14 protein-coding genes are annotated in these 18,955 nt (G+C 55.2%); 13 read left to right on the forward strand and 1 reads right to left on the reverse strand.

Features of this window, described 5'->3' with window-relative positions:
• Positions 1-79: 79 nt before the first annotated feature.
• Both ACLD72_RS17165 and ACLD72_RS17170 read left to right on the forward strand, forming a co-directional pair.
• Positions 80-1,417: a glycoside hydrolase family 30 protein gene (locus ACLD72_RS17165; protein ID WP_410998757.1), complete on the forward strand. Its 1,338-nt coding sequence runs from the start codon at positions 80-82 to the stop codon at positions 1,415-1,417.
• Positions 1,418-1,811: 394 nt separating this feature from the next.
• Complete coding sequence (locus tag ACLD72_RS17170; RefSeq protein ID WP_410998755.1) at positions 1,812-2,693, forward strand: glycosyltransferase family 2 protein; 882 nt, start codon at positions 1,812-1,814, stop codon at positions 2,691-2,693.
• 815 nt (positions 2,694-3,508) lie between these two features.
• On the opposite strand, the gene ACLD72_RS17175 is transcribed toward ACLD72_RS17170, so the two are convergent.
• The gene (locus ACLD72_RS17175) at positions 3,509-4,591 is read right to left on the reverse strand and encodes an FAD:protein FMN transferase (RefSeq protein ID WP_410998753.1); all 1,083 of its coding nucleotides are present in this window, start codon (positions 4,589-4,591) and stop codon (positions 3,509-3,511) included.
• 278 nt (positions 4,592-4,869) lie between these two features.
• Here ACLD72_RS17175 and ACLD72_RS17180 point away from each other — a divergent pair, with 278 nt between their 5' ends.
• The 11 genes from ACLD72_RS17180 (at position 4,870) to ACLD72_RS17230 (ending at position 18,657) form a co-directional block, all read left to right on the forward strand.
• Positions 4,870-5,262, forward strand: a complete 393-nt coding sequence (locus ACLD72_RS17180) for a NusG domain II-containing protein (RefSeq protein ID WP_128631550.1) — start codon at positions 4,870-4,872, stop codon at positions 5,260-5,262.
• Positions 5,246-5,794: a Gx transporter family protein gene (locus ACLD72_RS17185; RefSeq protein ID WP_410998751.1), complete on the forward strand. Its 549-nt coding sequence runs from the start codon at positions 5,246-5,248 to the stop codon at positions 5,792-5,794. Before ACLD72_RS17180 ends, ACLD72_RS17185 begins: the two co-directional genes overlap by 17 nt.
• Before the next feature lie 64 nt (positions 5,795-5,858).
• Complete coding sequence (locus ACLD72_RS17190; RefSeq protein WP_410998749.1) at positions 5,859-6,704, forward strand: ATP-binding cassette domain-containing protein; 846 nt, start codon at positions 5,859-5,861, stop codon at positions 6,702-6,704.
• Positions 6,680-7,594: an energy-coupling factor transporter ATPase gene (locus ACLD72_RS17195; RefSeq protein ID WP_410998747.1), complete on the forward strand. Its 915-nt coding sequence runs from the start codon at positions 6,680-6,682 to the stop codon at positions 7,592-7,594. Before ACLD72_RS17190 ends, ACLD72_RS17195 begins: the two co-directional genes overlap by 25 nt.
• A gap of 1 nt (position 7,595) precedes the next feature.
• Positions 7,596-8,396, forward strand: a complete 801-nt coding sequence (locus tag ACLD72_RS17200; RefSeq protein WP_410998745.1) for an energy-coupling factor transporter transmembrane component T family protein — start codon at positions 7,596-7,598, stop codon at positions 8,394-8,396.
• Between the two features lie 662 nt (positions 8,397-9,058).
• Positions 9,059-11,179, forward strand: a complete 2,121-nt coding sequence (locus ACLD72_RS17205; RefSeq protein ID WP_410998841.1) for a peptidase U32 family protein — start codon at positions 9,059-9,061, stop codon at positions 11,177-11,179.
• A 170-nt stretch (positions 11,180-11,349) separates the two neighbouring features.
• Positions 11,350-12,633, forward strand: coding sequence for an aspartate aminotransferase family protein (locus ACLD72_RS17210; protein WP_410998743.1), 1,284 nt, complete (start codon positions 11,350-11,352; stop codon positions 12,631-12,633).
• Positions 12,634-13,105: 472 nt separating this feature from the next.
• Positions 13,106-13,978, forward strand: a complete 873-nt coding sequence (locus tag ACLD72_RS17215) for a UbiA-like polyprenyltransferase (RefSeq protein ID WP_410998741.1) — start codon at positions 13,106-13,108, stop codon at positions 13,976-13,978.
• Positions 13,979-14,313: 335 nt separating this feature from the next.
• Positions 14,314-15,150 (forward strand): BglG family transcription antiterminator LicT, encoded by an 837-nt coding sequence (licT, locus tag ACLD72_RS17220; protein ID WP_410998739.1) that lies wholly within the window; start codon positions 14,314-14,316, stop codon positions 15,148-15,150.
• Positions 15,151-15,264: 114 nt separating this feature from the next.
• Complete coding sequence (locus tag ACLD72_RS17225) at positions 15,265-17,160, forward strand: beta-glucoside-specific PTS transporter subunit IIABC (protein WP_410998738.1); 1,896 nt, start codon at positions 15,265-15,267, stop codon at positions 17,158-17,160.
• Between the two features lie 42 nt (positions 17,161-17,202).
• Positions 17,203-18,657 (forward strand): glycoside hydrolase family 1 protein, encoded by a 1,455-nt coding sequence (locus ACLD72_RS17230; RefSeq protein WP_410998736.1) that lies wholly within the window; start codon positions 17,203-17,205, stop codon positions 18,655-18,657.
• The last annotated feature ends 298 nt before the right edge of the window (positions 18,658-18,955 follow it).

The raw sequence follows: 18,955 nt of genomic DNA on the forward strand, positions 1-18,955 counted from the left end.
CGCCGGAATAACGACATATTTTGTGCTTATGCTTTTCGCTCGAGGTTTCTCAAGTTAAAGAAGAAGGAGGTTTCTTCCTATGGGACAAGCGAAACGATGGATATCAAGCGCAAGGGAGCAGCAATGGGTGGAGAAATACGCGCCAACCGCGATCGCGGGCGGTGAGGCGGCGGACTTAACGCTGACGGAGGAAGTTTTTCAAAACGTGGAAGGCTTCGGCGGGTGTTTTAATGAACTGGGATACGTGGCGTTAAATGGGCTCCCGGAGGAGGAACGGCAGCGGGTATTATTTCATTTGTTTCATCCGGAAGGGGAGCAGAAGTTCAGCATCTGCCGCCTGCCGATTGGGGCGAGCGACTACGCCTTGGAGTGGTACAGCCACAACGAAACCGACGGCGACTATGCGATGGAGCATTTTTCGATCGAACGGGACCGCAAGTATCTGATTCCTTACATCAAGGAGGCGTTAGCCTTAAACCCCAAGTTAAAGCTGTTCGCTTCGCCTTGGAGTCCGCCGGCGTGGATGAAGTCTCCGAAGGCTTACAACTATGGAACACTGCGTTGGGAAAAAGAAAACCTGAAGGCATACGCCCTATACTTCGTGAAGTTCGTCCAGGCTTACCGGGAAGAGGGCATCACCATCCACCAGATCCATGTCCAAAACGAGGTCGTTGCCGATCAGAAGTTTCCATCCTGCGTCTGGACGGGCGAGCAGCTTCGCGAATTTATCCGCGATTACCTGGGGCCGGCCTTCTACAAACATGGGCTCGATACGGAAATCTGGCTGGGCACGATCAATGCGCCGGAGCCGTGGGACGAGTGGCTGAAGAAGAAAACCGCCGATCATGATGCCTACGCACATACGGTATTAAGCGACCCCGAGGCCTACAAATACGTCAAAGGCGTGGGGTACCAGTGGGCCGGCAAATGGGCGATCCAGCGCACGGCCTTGAGTTACCCGGAGCTTCGCTATATGCAGACGGAAAACGAATGCGGCGACGGCACCAACACCTGGGAGTATGCCAAATATGTATTCAATTTGTACCAGCACTATTTTACGAACCGGGTGAATGCCTATATTTACTGGAACATGGTGCTGGAGCCGAAGGGCCGCAGCACGTGGGGCTGGGAGCAAAACTCGCTGATTACGGCCGACAGGGAACAAAAAGAAGCCGTTTTTAACCCCGAGTATTACGTCATGAAGCATTTCGCGCATTTCGTCACGCCGGGATCAAAGCGCATTGGCCAGCGCGGGCATTGGTTTGGCAATGCGGTTAGCTACGAAACGCCGGACGGCGAGCGCGTTATAGTCATCGCCAATCCGTTCAAGGAAGCGAGAACGGTGCGAATCTCGGACGGAGCGGAAACGTACGGCTTCGAGCTGGAGCCGGAATCTTTCAACACAATCCTGTTTTAACGGATTACTAGGCCGGTAGAGCGGCGAAAAACACCGGCGCCGAATAAGGAAAACGGGGCAAAAACCTTGGCACGCGGTCCGCAAAGAGCCGGGGGATCGCCTTTTTTTTCAAATCCCGCAATTGGTCTAGTCCACTGGGACTCTACTATCATATGTTAGTCTATAAACTACTTTTAGAGGTAGTTCAAAAAGTCATCTTTTGATCACGAAGCAGGTCAAGAAGCGGATTCGACGTCGAATCTTGAATTCAGCCGGGCCTTCCGTTGCTCACTTACCCAAAACGTACGCTCCGCTACTCAGTCCCTAGCTTCATCCAATCTTCTCGGTGCTGAAAACCTGGCTTTTTGAACACGCACTATTAGTTTAGAATCTATATGATGGAGGGATACTTCATATGCCCAAGGTTTCGGTAATTATGCCGGTGTACAATAATGCCGCTTATGTTCAGGAAGCTATAAACAGCATACTGACTCAAACCTATACCGATTTTGAATTTATTATTATCGATGACGGGTCTACGGACGGATCCGCTCATCTTATTTCGCTGGTCGAGGACCCCAGAATCCGCAAAATCTTTCATCCCCAAAACTGCGGTCTGGTCGCTACGCTAAATGAAGGTCTGAGTCTGGCCACCGGGGAATATGTGGCCCGGATGGACAGCGATGATCTGTCAACGCCAAACCGCCTGGGCGTACAGGTGACGTTCATGGATGAGCATCCGTCCATCGATTTGTGCGGCACCGCGTTTACCTACTCCCTTGGCAACATACCAAAGGTTAACCCGGTGGAGCATGAAGAAATTCGGACCTGGCTGCTGTTCCACTGCTGCATCTGCCATCCGACGGTTATGATGCGCAATAGCATGATTCACCGGCTGGGGGTTCGCTATGACAGCAACTATCCTCATGCTGAGGACTATGAGCTGTGGAACCGTTTGGCCCCGCACATAAGAATGGCGAATATCCCCATGAACCTGCTGTATTATCGTATGCATACCGGACAAGTATCCCATGTGCATAAAGCCATTCAGGACGATTCCGCCCGGAGAGTCCGGCAGCGGCAATTTTCGCAGATGGGCCTGCAGCTGTCCCATGAGGAAGACCGGATTATGCGGGAGCTTTTGTATTTTCATGTCAACGCCGCCGATCAGCATCAGTACGCCCGGGCCTTCGGTTTTGCCTGCTGGGTGCTGGAGCAGAACCTGAAGCATCCGGTTTACGATCCGCAGCTGTTGAATCTGGCATTCTCCCGCTGCATCTCGCGTGTTCCGTATTAAACAAAACCGGTGTCGGCAGCACGCCAACACCGGTTTATGGCTATTGTTTACCCCAGTCTCCAGTACACGTGAAGACGCTAGCGGGTGTTCCTTCTTCGACTACAACTAACAACGGTTTGTTTCCAAAACAACAAATGCCCTACCTCTCATTTGTCCTTGCGGCTCCGATGACCGCGCCAGTGTGAATCAGAAAAACACTAAATCCTTACTTTATTGGGTCATTAAAATAGGAATTTCATACCGAAAGGTATAAGGAGAGTTATAATCTTTTGAGGAACTGCGATACGGGTAGTAACAATCTAATAAAGTATTATAACTCAAGTGTGTTGAAAATGCAACATAAACCGATAAGGCCCCCTGCTTTTTAGAGCTGGGGGCTTTTTGAATTATTCTGGCGGGTAGAGGACGATACGCAGGTAGAGAGGGGGAAGAAGAGGGAAGTGGTGGCTAAAGGACTGTAGAGGCGTTATTTGCGGAAAAACGGAGGTTGGTAAAATGTAACGGACAGAGATGACGTTATTTACCTCAAATTAGCCCGGGTGAGCTCGTTTAGAGCAAAATAGGGTCATGTGTGTCCGTTAGGCTGGGAAATACTCGGGAAATGGGCGAATAACGTCGCTGGAGTCCGTTAGAGCAGCGTCACCAGCTCGAAGGAGCCGAAACTCCTTGGAGCTTCTAATAAGAAAGAGGAGGACTCGAAGTAGAGCAGAAGAGGGAGGGGTATGGGGTGGAACCTCATACCTCTCCCCTGCAACGGAAAAGGACCTCGCCAGCGGCGATTTTTCTTAGGAAGTTAGAGGCTGCTGCGAAGCGAATTAATCGGCAAACGTATAGCTGTCGTTCGTTTTATGAAGCAGTTGTTTAAAACCGGAGGTCGCGTACAGCTTTTTGTCTTTCGTAATGAACAGAGCTTCTGTATTCGGTGTATTTTCGACAAACTCCAGGCCTTTATCGATTCCCAGCACGAACAAGGTCGTGGAGAGGGCGTCGGCGTCCGTGGATTTATCGGTCACGATTGTGACGCTGCTGATCCCGTTGTCTACAGGATAACCCGTTGTAGGATCCAGAATATGCTGGTACAGCTTACCGTTTTCGATAAAAAACCGCTCATAAATGCCGGAGGTCACAATCGTCTTATCGTTCACCCGAATAGTGCCGATCTGGTTTCCGCGCTCCTTGTCCGGATCTTGGATGCCGATGTTCCATTCATCGCCGTTCGGCTTTGTGCCCATTGCGTAGACGTTGCCGCCGAGGTCGATGATCGCGCTGTGAAAGCCTTGCTCCGCCAAATAATCGTAAATCCGGTCCGCGGCGTACCCTTTGCCGATCGAACCAAGGTCGATGGCCATGCCTTTTTCTTGCAGGTAAATCTCCTGCGCCGCCTCGTTCATCTCGATTTTGCGGTAATCGGTCAAGCGTCTCGCCGCGGTGATTTCTTCCTCAGGCGGGACGTGGGCGCCTTCATGGCCGATATTCCACAGGCTCACCAGGTTGCCGATGGCGGGGTCAAATTGGCCGTCTGTCCGCTTGGCGTACTCCAGCGCCTTCGCCACGAGATTAAACGTCTCGGTGGAAACCTTGACCGGAGCAATGCCGGAGCTCGCGTTCACTTTGGAAATTTCGCTGCCGCTGTCGGTGCGGCTGATGCAGCTGTCGATTCCTTTGAGCAGGTTATCCAGGTCTTTGAAATTTTGCTCGGTGGCCCGGTCGTCGTAAATCCGCACGGTCACCACCGTATCGAATATAAAATACGTCTCCGATTTCGGCTGAACCGCGCTTGCTTGCGGCGTTTTCTCGTCCGTGGCGCCGCCTGCCGCGCTGCCCGAGCCGCTGCAGCCGCCGAGCAGCGCGGCTATCAATATGAGGGTGAGGACAATGGGCGTTTTGTTCTTTTTCATGATCGCAGCCTTCTTTCGGTCCGGTAATGTCGCCTTGAGTGTAGCAAATATCACTGCACTGTAAAAGTGATTTTTTTCACAATACAACTGATCTTTTTCACACTAAATCCACCTTTCCAAATTCCATAAAATGTATGACCAAGTGATGATTTTGTGAAATGCAGGAGGCAGGGGCCAGGATGAGACAATTGTCACATTTGAAGACGAAGAGCAGCATGTATAATGGGGGCGTCTAAGATTTATATAATCAAAAAATAAGGAAGTTTGGGGAGTTTGCCATGAAGCGCGGAGATATCCTGTTGATCGGATTGGTCGTCGCCATCGCCTTGGCTTTTCTCGTGCCAAGGTGGCTTGGCGGAGATTCAAGTGAAAAAGTTCACAAAAATGGCGAGCGTGTGGCCAACATTACGGTTGACGGGAAGTTGTATAAAACCGTGGAGCTGACTAAGGAAGAACAAACCGTGGAAATCAAAACCGAATACGGCTACAACCTGTTAAAAATCCACGATTACGGCATTGAAATGACCGACGCCGATTGTCCGGACAAATTGTGCCTGACTTTCGGGTTCATCGATCGCAACGGCGGAACAATCGTCTGCCTGCCGCACAAGCTGATGGTCGAGGTTGTGGCCGCCGGGGAAGGGGACGATCTGGATGCCGTCGTTAAATGAAACATCCAATATGGTATTGAAAAGAACGGTGATCGTGGCGATTTTTGCGGCGGTGGCGGTTGTGCTCAGCCTGGTGGAATCGATAATTCCCGTCAATATGAGCGTTCCGGGCGCCAAGCTGGGACTCGCCAACATTATGGTGCTGACGTGCCTGTATTTTCTCAGAACCCGGGACGCATTTATGATGGTGCTGCTTAAAACGCTGCTGACGGCGTTTATTTTCGGCACGTTTTCCAGTTTCTTGTTCAGCATCATGGGGGCTTTGTTCAGCTTTGCGGCGATGTGGTTTCTGCTTCTCATCGGACGGAATCGGCTAAGCCTCATCGGCATCAGCACGATCGGAGGGATCGCCCACAATGTTGGGCAACTGACGGCGGCCTCCCTCTATTTTCACACGATGGGAATCTTCTATTATTTGCCGATGCTGCTGCTTATGGGCGTGCTCACCGGCATTGCCGTCGGGATCGCGGTCAAGTATCTGATTCCGTCGCTGTCGAAGCTGGAGTTGTTTAGCGGTTTTGTACCGGAATAGTGTTTGACCCGCCTTATGTCTGCCGGCCTGCGTGCCGGATCAAGGAGAAGGGAGCGGAGAGAAAATGGAGAACAACGGATTCGCTTATGAAGTGCAGCAGGTCTCTTTCGCTTATGATCCGGCCAGTCCGGTGCTTGGCGATGTGAGCTTGAACATCCCTTGGGGTGGATGGGTTTCCCTGGTTGGCGCCAACGGATGCGGCAAATCGACGCTGGCCAAACTGCTCGGCGGTTTGCTTGCCGCAAACGCTGGAACCATCCTGGTGGGGGGCGTGCCGCTGGACCGGGAGACCGCGCCTGATCTGCAGCGGCGCATCGGCATGGTTTTTCAGAATCCGGACAATCAGTTTATCGGTGCGACCGTGGAGGAGGATATCGCCTTCGGCTTGGAAGGCCGGTGCCTGCCCCGGCAGGAAATGCGGCGCCGTGTCCGGGAATACGCGGAAAAGCTGGGGATCGGCCATCTGCTGAGCAAACACCCTGCGGAATTGTCCGGAGGGCAGAAACAGCGGGTGGCCGTCGCTGCGATTCTGGCGATGGAGCCGGACATCGTTATTTTTGACGAGGCCTCGTCCATGCTCGATGAGAAGGCGAGAGGGGAACTGCTCGGTATCCTGCGGGATATGCGGGAGTTCGGGCGGTACACGATGGTGTCGATCACCCATGACGCCGAAGAGATCTTGGCCGCCGACCGGGCGATCGTGCTTGGCGGAGGGACGGTCGCCGCCGATCTCCCGCCGGAGGAATTGTTCCGGGACGAGGCGCTGCTCAGCTCCTGCCGCCTGATTCCCCCTTTCCGGATGAGGCTGAGGCGCGAGCTGGAGCGGCGGGGGATTTCCGCCACGGAAGGTTTGGCGTGGGGCGGCAAGGAGGAGGCATCCTGGTTATGGCCATTCATTTCGAGCAAGTAAGTTTTGCGTACGATGATCGCAGTCTGTGGCGGCACAGCGCATTGGAGAATGTAACCCTGCATGTGGCGCGCGGCGCCTTTGCGGCGATCGCCGGCGCTTCCGGTTCGGGAAAGTCGACGCTGATGCAGCTTTTCAACGGGCTGCTGAAACCGACGGGCGGCAAAGTCCGGGTGTTGGACGTTACGCTGCAGGCCGGGGAAAAGGCGTCCGGGATGCGGGAGCTGCGGCGCAGGGTAGGGCTGGTGTTCCAATTCCCGGAGCAGCAGCTGTTTGAAGATACGGTGGAGAAGGATCTGTGCTTCGGGCCGCTAAATTTCGGATGTCCGGCGGCCGAAGCCAGGGAGCGGGCCAGCCGGGCGCTAGCCCTGGTCGGGCTGGACGATTCGTTCCTGGCGCGCAATCCGTTTCATTTGAGCGGCGGGCAAATGCGCAAAGTGGCGATCGCCTCGGTGCTGGCGATGGAGCCGGACGTTATTGCGCTCGACGAGCCGACAGCGACGCTCGATCCGCAAAGCCGGGCCGAACTGGCCGGGATGCTGGCCCGGCTGCACCAGGAACAAGGCAAGACGGTGATCGTCGTCACCCATCGTATGGAGGAAATGCTTCCGTACGCGGAACGGTGGATCGTCATGAACGAAGGGCGGATCGCGTTTCAGGGGACGCCGGGCGAACTGGTGCGGGAAGCCGCGAGGCTGGAGGCGGAAGGGCTGAAGCTTCCGGACAGCATCCATTGCTGGCGGGCGGCGAGCGCCCGGTTTGGGCTGGAGGCGGAGCAGCCCTGCCTGACGGCGGAGGCGCTGGCCGAGCGGCTGGCGCAGCTGTTGCAACGGCCGCAGCCGGAGATGGCAGTGTTTGCGGTCCACGGCGCGGCAAGAGAGGGAGGCGGATGAGATGCGGAACAAACTGCTGTTTGGACGCTGCATCGACACCGGCTCATGGGTGCACGGCGTAGATCCCCGGGCGAAGCTGACCGGGATGCTGCTGTACCTCGTCGCGATCGTGGCCGTCGGATCGTGGGCGGCGCTTGGCGCGGCGGCGGCTTTTTCCGCCGCGTACATGCTGGCGACAAAAATACCGCTCAAATATTACGTCAAGGCGGCGAAGCCGCTATGGACGCTGATGGCGTTTATCTTTGTCGTCCAGTGCTTGACGGTGCAGAGCGGAGCCGAGCTGTGGCGCGTCGGATCGTGGGCGATATATGCCGGCGGAGTAAGCAGCGGGATGCTGGCGGCAGGGCGGATGGGGCTGTTGGTCTCTTTTACCGCGCTGTTGACGTTTACCACGACGCCGGGCCTGCTGAACCAGGGCCTAACCGGGCTGCTGAAGCCGCTTGGGCGGATGGGCATACGGTCCGAGCGGTTCACGCTGATGATGAGCATCGCGCTGCGCTTCATCCCGACGATTCTCGATGAAACCCACAAAATCCTCAAGGCGCAGGCGGCCCGCGGCGCGGACCTGAAAGAGCTGCCCTGGAAGGAGAAAGGGCGGCTGCTCGTGTCGCTGCTCGTGCCGGTCACGGTCAGCGCGTTTCGCCGGGCGGAGGAACTGGTGCTGTCAATGGAAGCCCGGGGATTCGTCGTTGGCGCGCCGCGCACGGAATATCACCTGCTGACGTGGAGGAGCCTGGATACGTGGTTCGTGGCATCCTACGCGCTTTTGGCTGCCGCCGTTGTAGGTTGCCGTTTTTTGTAACTCAACTTTCGAAGTATGAAATTGCCAAGTAAGCGTTGATGTAACTGGACAAAGCGGCTATCCAGTAGTTGCAAAAAGTACAGTCACTTTTCCTGAAATGCTGCCATAGCACTTGATTAAGTGTAAAACCTCAGACTGTTGAGAAAGTCCATTTTTTAAAATTTGAACACAAAATTCGGGCTCAAGTCCAAAATCAGTGTTTGACAAAATAAATGATGACGTAGATGTGGGGGCTCTCCAAACCACTTTGCACGATTATCCCAATTGTTCAGGAAGTCAGGTCACCTGCTCAAACGGGATAATCGTGCAAAGCCTCCGGATAGCTAGTCTCGCTCCAGGCCACGGTCTGTTGCCAGCTTGTCTGTCAAGATCGTTTAAATCGATTTTTCTTTGCGAAGGCAAGAGTCACCACACAAAATTTTAAATTATGGAAAAGTCTAAAGACTTTCTCAACAGTCGATGATTTGCAATTAATGGTCAGAGCCAATTCGATCCAGCACACTTTACCTGCAATCCGACCAGGCGAAATAAATAGGCAGAGGTTAAGCCAATTTTGGCTCTGCGAAAGTTGAGTTATGGTTTTCAAGCTGATTAGAGATAACCGTGCAATGTATTGGATATTGGATAGCCGATAAATGACTAGCGATGAGGGGGAGAACGCGGTGGCGCGTTATTTTAACGGAAGAGAAGTAGAACTATTGGCTCCGACGGGAACCTTCGAAATTTTCAAAAAAGTGATCGATGCAGGTTGCGACGCGGTTTATTTCGGAGGCCCCAGCCTCAATATGCGCCTGATGCGCAAAGGCTACAATTTCAGCCTGGAGGAAATTACCGAAGCGGTGCGGATGGCTCATGAACGAGGGAAAAAAGCGTACGTCACCGTCAACAATTTGCTGAACGAAAGCGAACTGGACGAGGCGCGGGCGTACTTGCGATTTCTGGAGAGCGCCGGGCCGGATGCGATTATCGTGCAGGATTTTGCCGTCCTGGCGCTGATTAAGGAGATGGGGCTTAGGATCAATGTCCATTCCTCGGTCATGATGAACGTGCATAACGTGGAGATGGTCCGGGCTTTGCAGGAAATGGGTGTAACCCGGGTCGTCACGTCGCGTGAAATGGACCTTGCGGCAACCCGTTATCTGCAGCAGGCGACCGGAATGGAGCTGGAATATTTCGTGCACGGGGATATGTGCTCAGTGCATGGTGCGAACTGTTATTTCAGCTCGCTGGTATTCGGCATGAGCAGCAATCGGGGCAAATGCTTGAAGCCGTGCCGCTGGGATTACCGCGTTAAAAAAGACGGTTACGTGTATCCGGCGGAATACCCTTTGGCCGTGAAAGATATGTTCATGTACGAGCATATCCCGGAGCTGATCCACGGCGGCATCACCTCCTTTAAAATTGAAGGCCGCATGCGCGACGCCGATTTCGTTCTGATGCTCGTGGGCGCCTATGGCGACGCCATCGACCGTTACATCGCCGATCCGGTCGGTTTTGAACGCAGCCGCGACACGGAGCTGCTGTACCAAAACCGCAAGCGCGATTTCTCCACCGCTTACGCGTTTGGCCGGCCGGGGTTACGGAACATCAACCGCCGTTACGAAGGGACCGGCAAATTTTACAGTACCGGCAAAGTGTTCAGCACGCCGACGCAGGAGCGGGAGCTGAGCGCTGGGCGGATCGAGGCGATTCGGGAAGGGCTGGAAGCGTGGCATCGGGAGCAGGGGGAAGGAGCTAGCCGCTCGGGCGGTGCGGCCGCAGCGGATGCCGGCGCTGCGGAGGTCTCCGTGCACGTAAACAATACGGCGCAGGCCAAAGCCGCGCTGAAGGCCGGAGCCGACCACGTGTATTTGTCCGGCGACGTGTTTGAACCGGACCGCCCGTTTACGAAGGCCGACGTCAAGGAGCTCGCTGCACTTAAGGGGAAGGCGAAGCTGTATCTGTGCCTGCCGCGGATGATGAACGAACTGCAGTTTGAAATTTACGACGCCCTTTTGTCCGGGGAACGCCTGCCGCTCGACGGCCTGATGGTGACGAATTTGGGGGCGATCCGTAAATTTGCCGGCAAGGGATATCCGTTGATCGGCGATTTTAATCTGAACGTGTACAACAGATTGACCGCCGATTTTTACCGGGGGCTGGGCCTGGCTCGGATGACGGCGTCCATGGAGCTGCCGCTGAACGATCTGGCGGCGCTGCTGGCCGAGGCGCCCGGAACGCTGGAGGTGATTGTCCACGGCTCTCCGGCGCTCATGTATATGGAGCATGACCTGTACGAAAACACGGAGGTGTTCGAACCGATTGCCGAAGAAGACAATCATTACGTTGGCAACCACATCCTCGTATTGAAAACCGATCAGGGCGAAAACCCGGTTTACCGGGACGTCTACGGCCGCAACCATCTGATGCTCGCCAAGGAGCTGTGCCTGCTGCCGGTCGTGAAAGAATTGGCTGCTGCCGGGGTGTCCGTGCTGCGGATTGAAGGGGCGACCTATCGTCCGGAGGAGTTGGAGCGGATCGTTAAGGCATACAAAAACGCCGCGGCGGCGCCCGGCACGGCGGAGGCAGAGTTTGCACGCCTAACGCCGGTTTATGCCGGCTATACGCTGGGCGCGCTGCAGTTCGATGGCGGCAGCGCCAGCGGAGCGGCGGCGGAGGCGGCCGCCGCAAAAGAGGCCGCAGGTACAAGTGAAGTGGCGGCTGCAAATGAGGCCGCAGGAACAAAAGTGGAGGCAGGTACACAGGAGGAGACGAGAACAAAAGAGGCTGCGGGAACCAATTAGGCAGCCGTTGCACAAACTTGGTGGCCATTGCACAAACTTGGTGGCCATTGCACAAACGGTTCCGGCGGCGTGCTCGTAAGCGAGCGTCGTTTTGCGGGGCAGGTTGGTTGGGCGGAACGCCGTGCTTGTTCATTTTTAAGACTGACTCAACAGAAGGGAAGCGGAAAATTATGCAGACGTATATCGGACCGGAGGGTGTGCTGCAAAAGCGGCAACAGTACTTTTATCCATGCACGAGCCATTTCTATCGTAATCCCCCACAGCTCGTCAAAGGAGAAATGCAGTACTTGCACGGGCATGAGGGGACGCGGTATACCGACTTTTTTGCCGGTGTTTCCGTCGTGGCCGCCGGACATTGCAACCCGGAAATCGCTGAGCGGACGGCGGAGCAGCTGCGGACGCTGCAGCATACGTGCACGATTTATCTGACCCAGCCCAATGTGGAGCTTGCGGAGCGGCTGGCCGGGATATTGCCCGGACGGCTTAGCCGGACGTTTTTTGTGAACAGCGGTTCGGAGGCGAATGAAGGGGCGCTGCTGCTTGCCCGTTTGCATACGGGACGCCGCGGCTTTCTGGCGCTGGAGCAGTCCCTGCATGGCCGGACGTACCTGACGATGAGCGTCACCGGCTTGCAGATGTGGCGCACCGATCCGCAGTTGGCTGAGGCTGCGGACGTGACGTTTATCCCCCGCCCGTACGAGCGGGGGATGAGCGCCGATGAGGCGGGGCGGCGCTCCATCGCGGCGCTGCGGGCGGCGCTGGCGGCCAAAGGCGGCGAGATCGCCGCGATGATCGCCGAGCCGATCCAGGGCAACGGCGGCATCATCGCGCCGCCGGACTGGTATTTCGCTGAAGTGAAGCAGCTGCTGGAGCAGCACGGGGTGCTGCTGATCGCCGATGAGATTCAGACCGGGTTTGGGCGTACGGGCCGGATGTTCGCCATGGACCGTTACGGCGTTGCGCCGGACATCGTGACGATGGCCAAAGCGCTTGGCGGCGGCATTCCGGTGGCGGGCTTCGCCACCACCGACGAGATCGCCGCCAGCTTCACGCGGCCATCCGCCTCCACGTTCGGCGGCAACCCGGTTTCGTCCGCGACCGCGCTCGCGGTCCTGGACTACATCGAGGCGCACCGCCTGCCCGAACGGGCCGAGCGCCTTGGGGCGCAGCTGCGCGGCGGCCTTGAGCGCCTCGCTGCGCGATTCCCGCAGCTCGCGCTTGACGTGCGCGGCGCGGGGCTGATGCTCGGCGCGGAGCTGTGCGCCGATGAGCCGCAGCGCGGGGCCGAGCTCGTCGATGACGTGCTGGAGGCGATGAAGGACCGCGGCTATCTTATCGGCAAAAACGGCGTAAACCGCAACGTTCTTGCCTTCCAACCGCCGCTGGTCATCGCCGAAGCCGACATCGACGGCATGCTGGCCGCGCTGGAAGCGGTGCTGGCCGGCTTGGCCTAACCGCCGGCCATCCCTGGCCAGCCCGGGCAGCCTAGTCAGCCTGCCCGCCCAGTCAGCCGGCCCGCAGGTATCGACGCACCGGACCTGCCGTCCCTGGCGCACCGGACCTGTCGTCTCCGTCGCATCGGACCTGCCGTCCCCGGCAGCTCTGCCCGGACCGTGGCCGATCCATCGGCTGGCCCCGCGCGGCGGCTCTTGACCTATCGGCTGCTGGAGCGGAGAAATAGCGGTAAATTATGCCCCTATTTCGCGGCGTATGCGTTCTGCGGACAAATAGAGGAACAAAAGGGCACTATTTCCGGGCTGAGATGGAAAAAATGGCAATTTGGTGGGGGTTCCTCGGAAATAGGGACATAATATTCCGCTATTTGCCATAACGCGGTCAAAGAGCGGCGAATAGGGGTATTTTTTACCGCTAAAGCACACCGCGATACCGTCCTATGCCAATCGCACGAAGGAGAGTGACTATATCATGGAAGTAGCCAGAAAAATCGGCACCAAAATCAGGTTGTACAGCGAATTGGTTATGTTTTCGCACACGCTGTTTTCCCTGCCGTTCGCGATCATTTCGATGGTGTGGGCGGCGGAGGGGGTTCCCTCCTGGCGGGTCATGCTGTGGGGGCTGATCGCTTTGGTCGCCGCCCGGAACGGCGCGAACGCCTTCAATCGTATCGTCGACCGTACCTTTGACGCGCAAAACCCGCGCACCGCCCATCGCCATTTGCCGCGGCGGCTGCTGGAAGCGAAGGAGGTGCTCGGTTTTGTCGTCGTCAACTATGCGATCTTTATTTTCGCGGCGGCCATGCTGAATCCGCTTTGCTTTATTCTGTCACCGGCGGCGATTTTCCTGATCTCGTCCTATTCCTATACGAAACGGTTCACTTACCTAAGCCATCTGTACCTTGGCTTTACGATCGCTTCCGCGCCGATTGGCGCGTGGTTCGCCGTGACTGGGAAGTTCGCGTTCACGCCGTTTATTCTCGGCACGATCGTGATGTTATGGATTTCCGGGTTCGACATCATTTACGGCTCGCAGGATATCGATTTTGACCGGAGTCACGGCCTGTGGTCGATCCCCAGCGCCTTTGGTCTCAAATACGGCCTGAGAATCGCGGCCGGCCTGCATCTGATCATGGTGCTGCTGCTGATCGCTTTGATCCCGATCCGGCAGCTCGGCTGGATGTACACCGCGGGCATTATCCTTGCGGTCATTTTGCTGCTGACGGAGCATAAGATCATCAAGCCGTCGAACCGCAAACGAATGAATGTAGCTTCTTACAATCTAAACCAAGTGATCAGCATGGTTATACTGTTCTGCGCGCTGGGAGACTATTTCTTGCTGTGAGATGAACACTGCGTGAAAGCGCAAACATTTTTGCTTGCCAAATAGAATATTCGATGGTATTCTGAATTTGGGATTGTTACTGCAAAGGCGAAACCCGGACATGATTTGTCATGTCTTGGGATCGCCTTTTTTGATTTTTGCCGGCTATGCAAGTGACAATCGTTGCGTTTCTTGGGGGCAGGCAGCTGGTTGCCCGGCATACACGAATCTCGAAATGTATTCGTTTACACTTAATGCGCCGTTTCCCGCCACCGCCCGGCACAGGCTTTCCTTTCCGCCCAGCGTTAAAATTGTTGCTTAACTCATTTGCACATAAGGGAGGGGGCAATTTTTCGATGATCATCGAAAAAATATTCAACAACAACGCCATCATTGCCAGAGATGAGGAACGCGAGGAATTCGTCGTCATGGGGCGGGGCATCGCTTTTAAGAAAAGTGCGGGAGACGTAGTGGATAAGGGGCTGATCGAAAAGGTGTTTATCCTTAAGCAGACGGAAGCTTCCGAGAAATTCAAGCTGCTGATGGACGACATCCCCACCGAATACGTTTCGCTGTGCTACGACATTATCGAGTATGGCAAAAATATGCTGCAGGCCAAACTGAGCGATTTTATCTACGTTACCCTGACGGACCATATTTACAACGCGTTTCGGCTGCACGACCGGGGGCTGGCCAACGCTAATCCGTTAATCTGGGAGATTCGGAAATATTACCCCAAGGAATACAAGGTGGGGCAAAAAGCGCTGGAGTTCATCGAGGAGGTGACGGGCAATCGCTTGCCCGAAGATGAGGCGGGCAATATCGCGCTCCATCTGATCAACGCCCAAACAAACGGCGGGAGCCGTCAAGTGGCCGATGTGGCCCGCCATACCCAGAAGATCCACGATATTTTGAACATCATCAAATATTCGTACAATATTGAGCTTGACGAGCAATCGGTCAGCTATGAAAGGTTTATTACGCATTTGCGCTATTTTTTCCAACGCTTGAACAAACGGGAGAAGGTCGAGACGCTGGATTATTTTCTGCTGAAGCAGGTAAAAGCGAAGTATAAGCAAGCTTACGCTTGCGTGCTGAAGATCGAGAAATATTTGGGCTTGCCGCTCTCGGACGATGAAAAGCTGTATCTGACGATTCACACGCACCGTGTGACGTTAAGAGAAACCGAATAACCGGAATGGATCGTTACTGGTCAACCAGGCGAAACCAAACGGGGCAGCAAAAAAGCTGTCCGTATGGTTTCGCCTTTTTGATAAATACTAGCCAATAGTTAAGGAGGGGCTGCCATGAAATATGAAGCATTGGCAAAAGACATTATCAAAAACGTAGGCGGCAAAGAAAATGTAAACAGCCTGACCCACTGTATTACCCGGCTGCGCTTTAAATTGAAGGATGAGAGCAAGGCCAACACGGAAGCGCTAAAAGCGAGGGACGGAATCGTCACGGTCATCCAAAGCGGCGGGCAATACCAGGTCGTTATCGGCAATCACGTACCCGAAGTATATGCGGATGTGGCCGCAATCGGCGGCTTTCGGGATGCGGAGGCGGAACCGTCCGGGGAAAAGATGAGCTTGTTTAACAGATTCATCGACATCATCTCGGGAGTGTTTCAACCGGTCCTCGGCGTCCTGGCCGCCACCGGGATGATCAAGGGGTTCAACGCCTTGTTCTTGGCTCTGGGCTGGCTCACGGCCACTTCGGGAACATATCAGATTCTAAACGCCATAGGCGATTGTTTGTTCTATTTCTTCCCGATTTTCCTCGGATATACGGCGGCCAAAAAATTCAACGCCAACATTTTTATCGGCATGGCGATCGGGGCTTCACTCGTGTATCCGGCGCTCAGCGCTATCACGGGAGCGGGCAAGCCGCTGTACACCTTGTTTGGCGGTACGATCTTCGAGTCGCCGGTGTACATTACTTTCCTGGGCATTCCGGTCATCCTGATGTCCTATTCGTCCAGCGTCATTCCGATCATTATCTCCACGTATGTGGGGGCGAAGCTGGAAAAGCTGTTTAGAAAGATTATCCCCAGCGTCGTAAGAACGTTTCTGGTTCCTTTCTTCACCTTGCTGGTTGTCGTTCCGCTGTCGCTGATTATCATCGGTCCGCTCGCAACCTGGGCCGGCCAACTGCTCGGGCAAGGCACGTTGTTCCTCTACAACTTAAGCCCGATGATCGGCGGCTTGCTTTTGGGCGCAGTTTGGCAAGTGCTCGTCATCTTCGGGCTGCATTGGGGAATTGTGCCGATTGCCATCAACAATATAGCGGTGTTGAAATACGATCCGATTCTCGCCGGGATATTCGGCGCTTCGTTTGCCCAGACCGGTGTAGTGCTGGCCATTATGCTGAAAACAAGAAGCGCAAAATTAAGATCGCTGTCGATCCCGGCCTTCATTTCAGGGATTTTCGGAGTGACGGAGCCGGCGATCTACGGGATTACTTTGCCGCGGAAAAAGCCGTTCATTTTAAGCTGCATCGGGGCGGCGGCAGGCGGCGCTATTCTCGGAGCCATGGGCGGCAAAATCTATATCATGGGCGGCCTGGGCATTTTCATGCTTCCCAGCTTTATTGGTCCGCAAGGCATGGATACCGCATTCTACGGGGCCATCATCGGGATGGTTGTCAGCTTCGTTTTGGGCTTCCTGCTGATGTTCTTCGGCGGCTTCAAGGATGAAGAGGACGATGTTAAGCCCAAAGAGGCCTGCAACACCGAAACGATGGTAAAGCAGGAGACGGTGGGGAGTCCATTAAAAGGTACAGTTAAACCGCTCTCGGAAATTACCGATGAGGCGTTTTCCACAGGGGCTATGGGCAAAGGGATTGCCATTGAACCTGCCGAAGGCAAGGTTGTAGCTCCGGTTGACGGGGTATTGACCTCCCTGTTTTCGACGGGACACGCGATCGGAATCACCAGCGACCACGGCGTGGATGTCCTGATCCATGTGGGCAAGGATACCGTAAAGCTGAAAGGCAAGTATTTTGTTCCCAAAGTCAAGCAAGGGGAGCGGGTCCGCAAAGGCCAGGTGCTGATGGAGTTTGATGCCGCGGCGATCAAAGCGGAAGGATACGATATAACCACGCCTGTGATCATTTCCAATACCGGAGATTATTTGGATGTGATCGAGACGGAGAAGCAAGCGGTTGATTATCAGGACGATTTGTTGACGGTAGTCATTTGAGGTTGCGGCCGGGGGAATTCAATATTTGGGGAGGAATGTACGATGACACCTATCGCTAAAAGTTTTCCGGAAGGTTTTCTGTGGGGAGGCGCCACGGCGGCCAACCAGATCGAGGGCGGGTATAACGAAGGTGGCAAAGGTCTGAGCACGGCCGACGTAATCACCGCCGGCACCCATACCACGCCGCGCCGGATTACGCCGGCGCTGGAGCCGGGCGCCTACTATCCCAGCCATGAGGCGATCGATTTCTTTCATCGCTACGAGGAAGACATCGCATTATTCGCCGAAATGGGCTTCAAGGTGTTCCGTATGTCGATCGCCTGGTCGCGGATTTTTCCGCACGGTGACGATACCGAACCCAATGAGGAGGGGTTGCGGTATTATGACCTGGTGTTTGCGGAGTTGAAGAAACACGGGATCGAGCCTTTGGTGACGATATCCCATTACGAGGCCCCGCTGCATCTGGCGCAGCAATACAACGGGTGGACGAACCGAAAACTCATCGATTTTTACGTGAAGTATTGCGAAGTGATTTTTAACCGGTATAAAGACGTTGTCAAGTATTGGCTGACGTTTAATGAAATCAATATCCTGACCATGCCGTTTGGTTCCTTCATCGCCGGCGCGATCATGCCGGAGGGGGATGGGGTGCTGGGTCATGGAGCCAAAACGGATGAACGGCTTTTGTATCAGGCGCTGCATCATCAGTTTGTCGCCAGCGCCAAAGTCGTGAAACTGGCCCATGACATCAACAAGGACTTTAAGGTCGGCTGCATGATCGCCTATATGTGCTCCTATCCGCGGACCTGCCATCCCGACGATATTTTGCTGGCCCAGCAAAAAGATAATCTCAGCAACTTCCTGTGCTCGGACGTGCAGGTCCGGGGAGCCTACCCCGGGTTTGCCAAACGGTATTTCCGGGAAAACAACATCGAGATCGTGATGGAGGACGGGGACGAGGCCATTTTAAAAGCGGGCTGCGTCGATTTCTACACCTTCAGCTACTACTCCTCGGTTTGCGTCAGCGCCGACCCGGAGCATGAGCAGGTGGGCGGAAATTTATCGCTGGGGCTCAAAAATCCTTATTTGCAGGCCAGCGCCTGGGACTGGCAGATCGACCCGACCGGCTTGCGCTGGTCCCTGAACAACATCTACAACCGGTACGAAATTCCACTGATGGTGGTGGAAAATGGTCTCGGCGCGGCCGACACCGTGGAGGAAGACGGCGCCATTCACGACGATTACCGGATCGAATACTTGCGCGAGCACATCAAGGCGATGAAAGAAGCGATCGCCGACGGGGTGAACCTGATCGGCTACACCCCCTGGGGCTGCATCGATCTGGTCAGCGCCGGAACCGGTGAAATGAAAAAGCGCTACGGCTTTATCTACGTCGATAAAGACAACGAAGGCCGAGGCACACTGAACCGCTCCCGCAAAAAAAGCTTCCACTGGTATAAACAAGTAATTGCGACGAACGGGGAGGGGGTGGAGTAGAGGTAGTAGAGGTAGGGCGCGGCTGGTAAGTGGTCGTGCAAGTAGCGTGCAAGCGGCGTAGTAGTGTGCAAGTAGAGTGCAATTGGCGTACAGGGGCGCCGGACAGTTGGGCGTATGGTGGCAGGTATGCGTGGTGGCAGAATAGGTGACAGGTACGTGAGGTGAGGTACGTTTGGTGGCAGATATACGTGGTGGCAGGTGCGTGTGATGAAGGTACGTATGGCGGCCGGCATGTGGTGATAGATATACGTGGTTGCAGGTGTGTGCGATGAGGTACGTATGACGGCCGGTATGCGTG

This window comes from Paenibacillus lacisediminis, assembly GCF_046567315.2.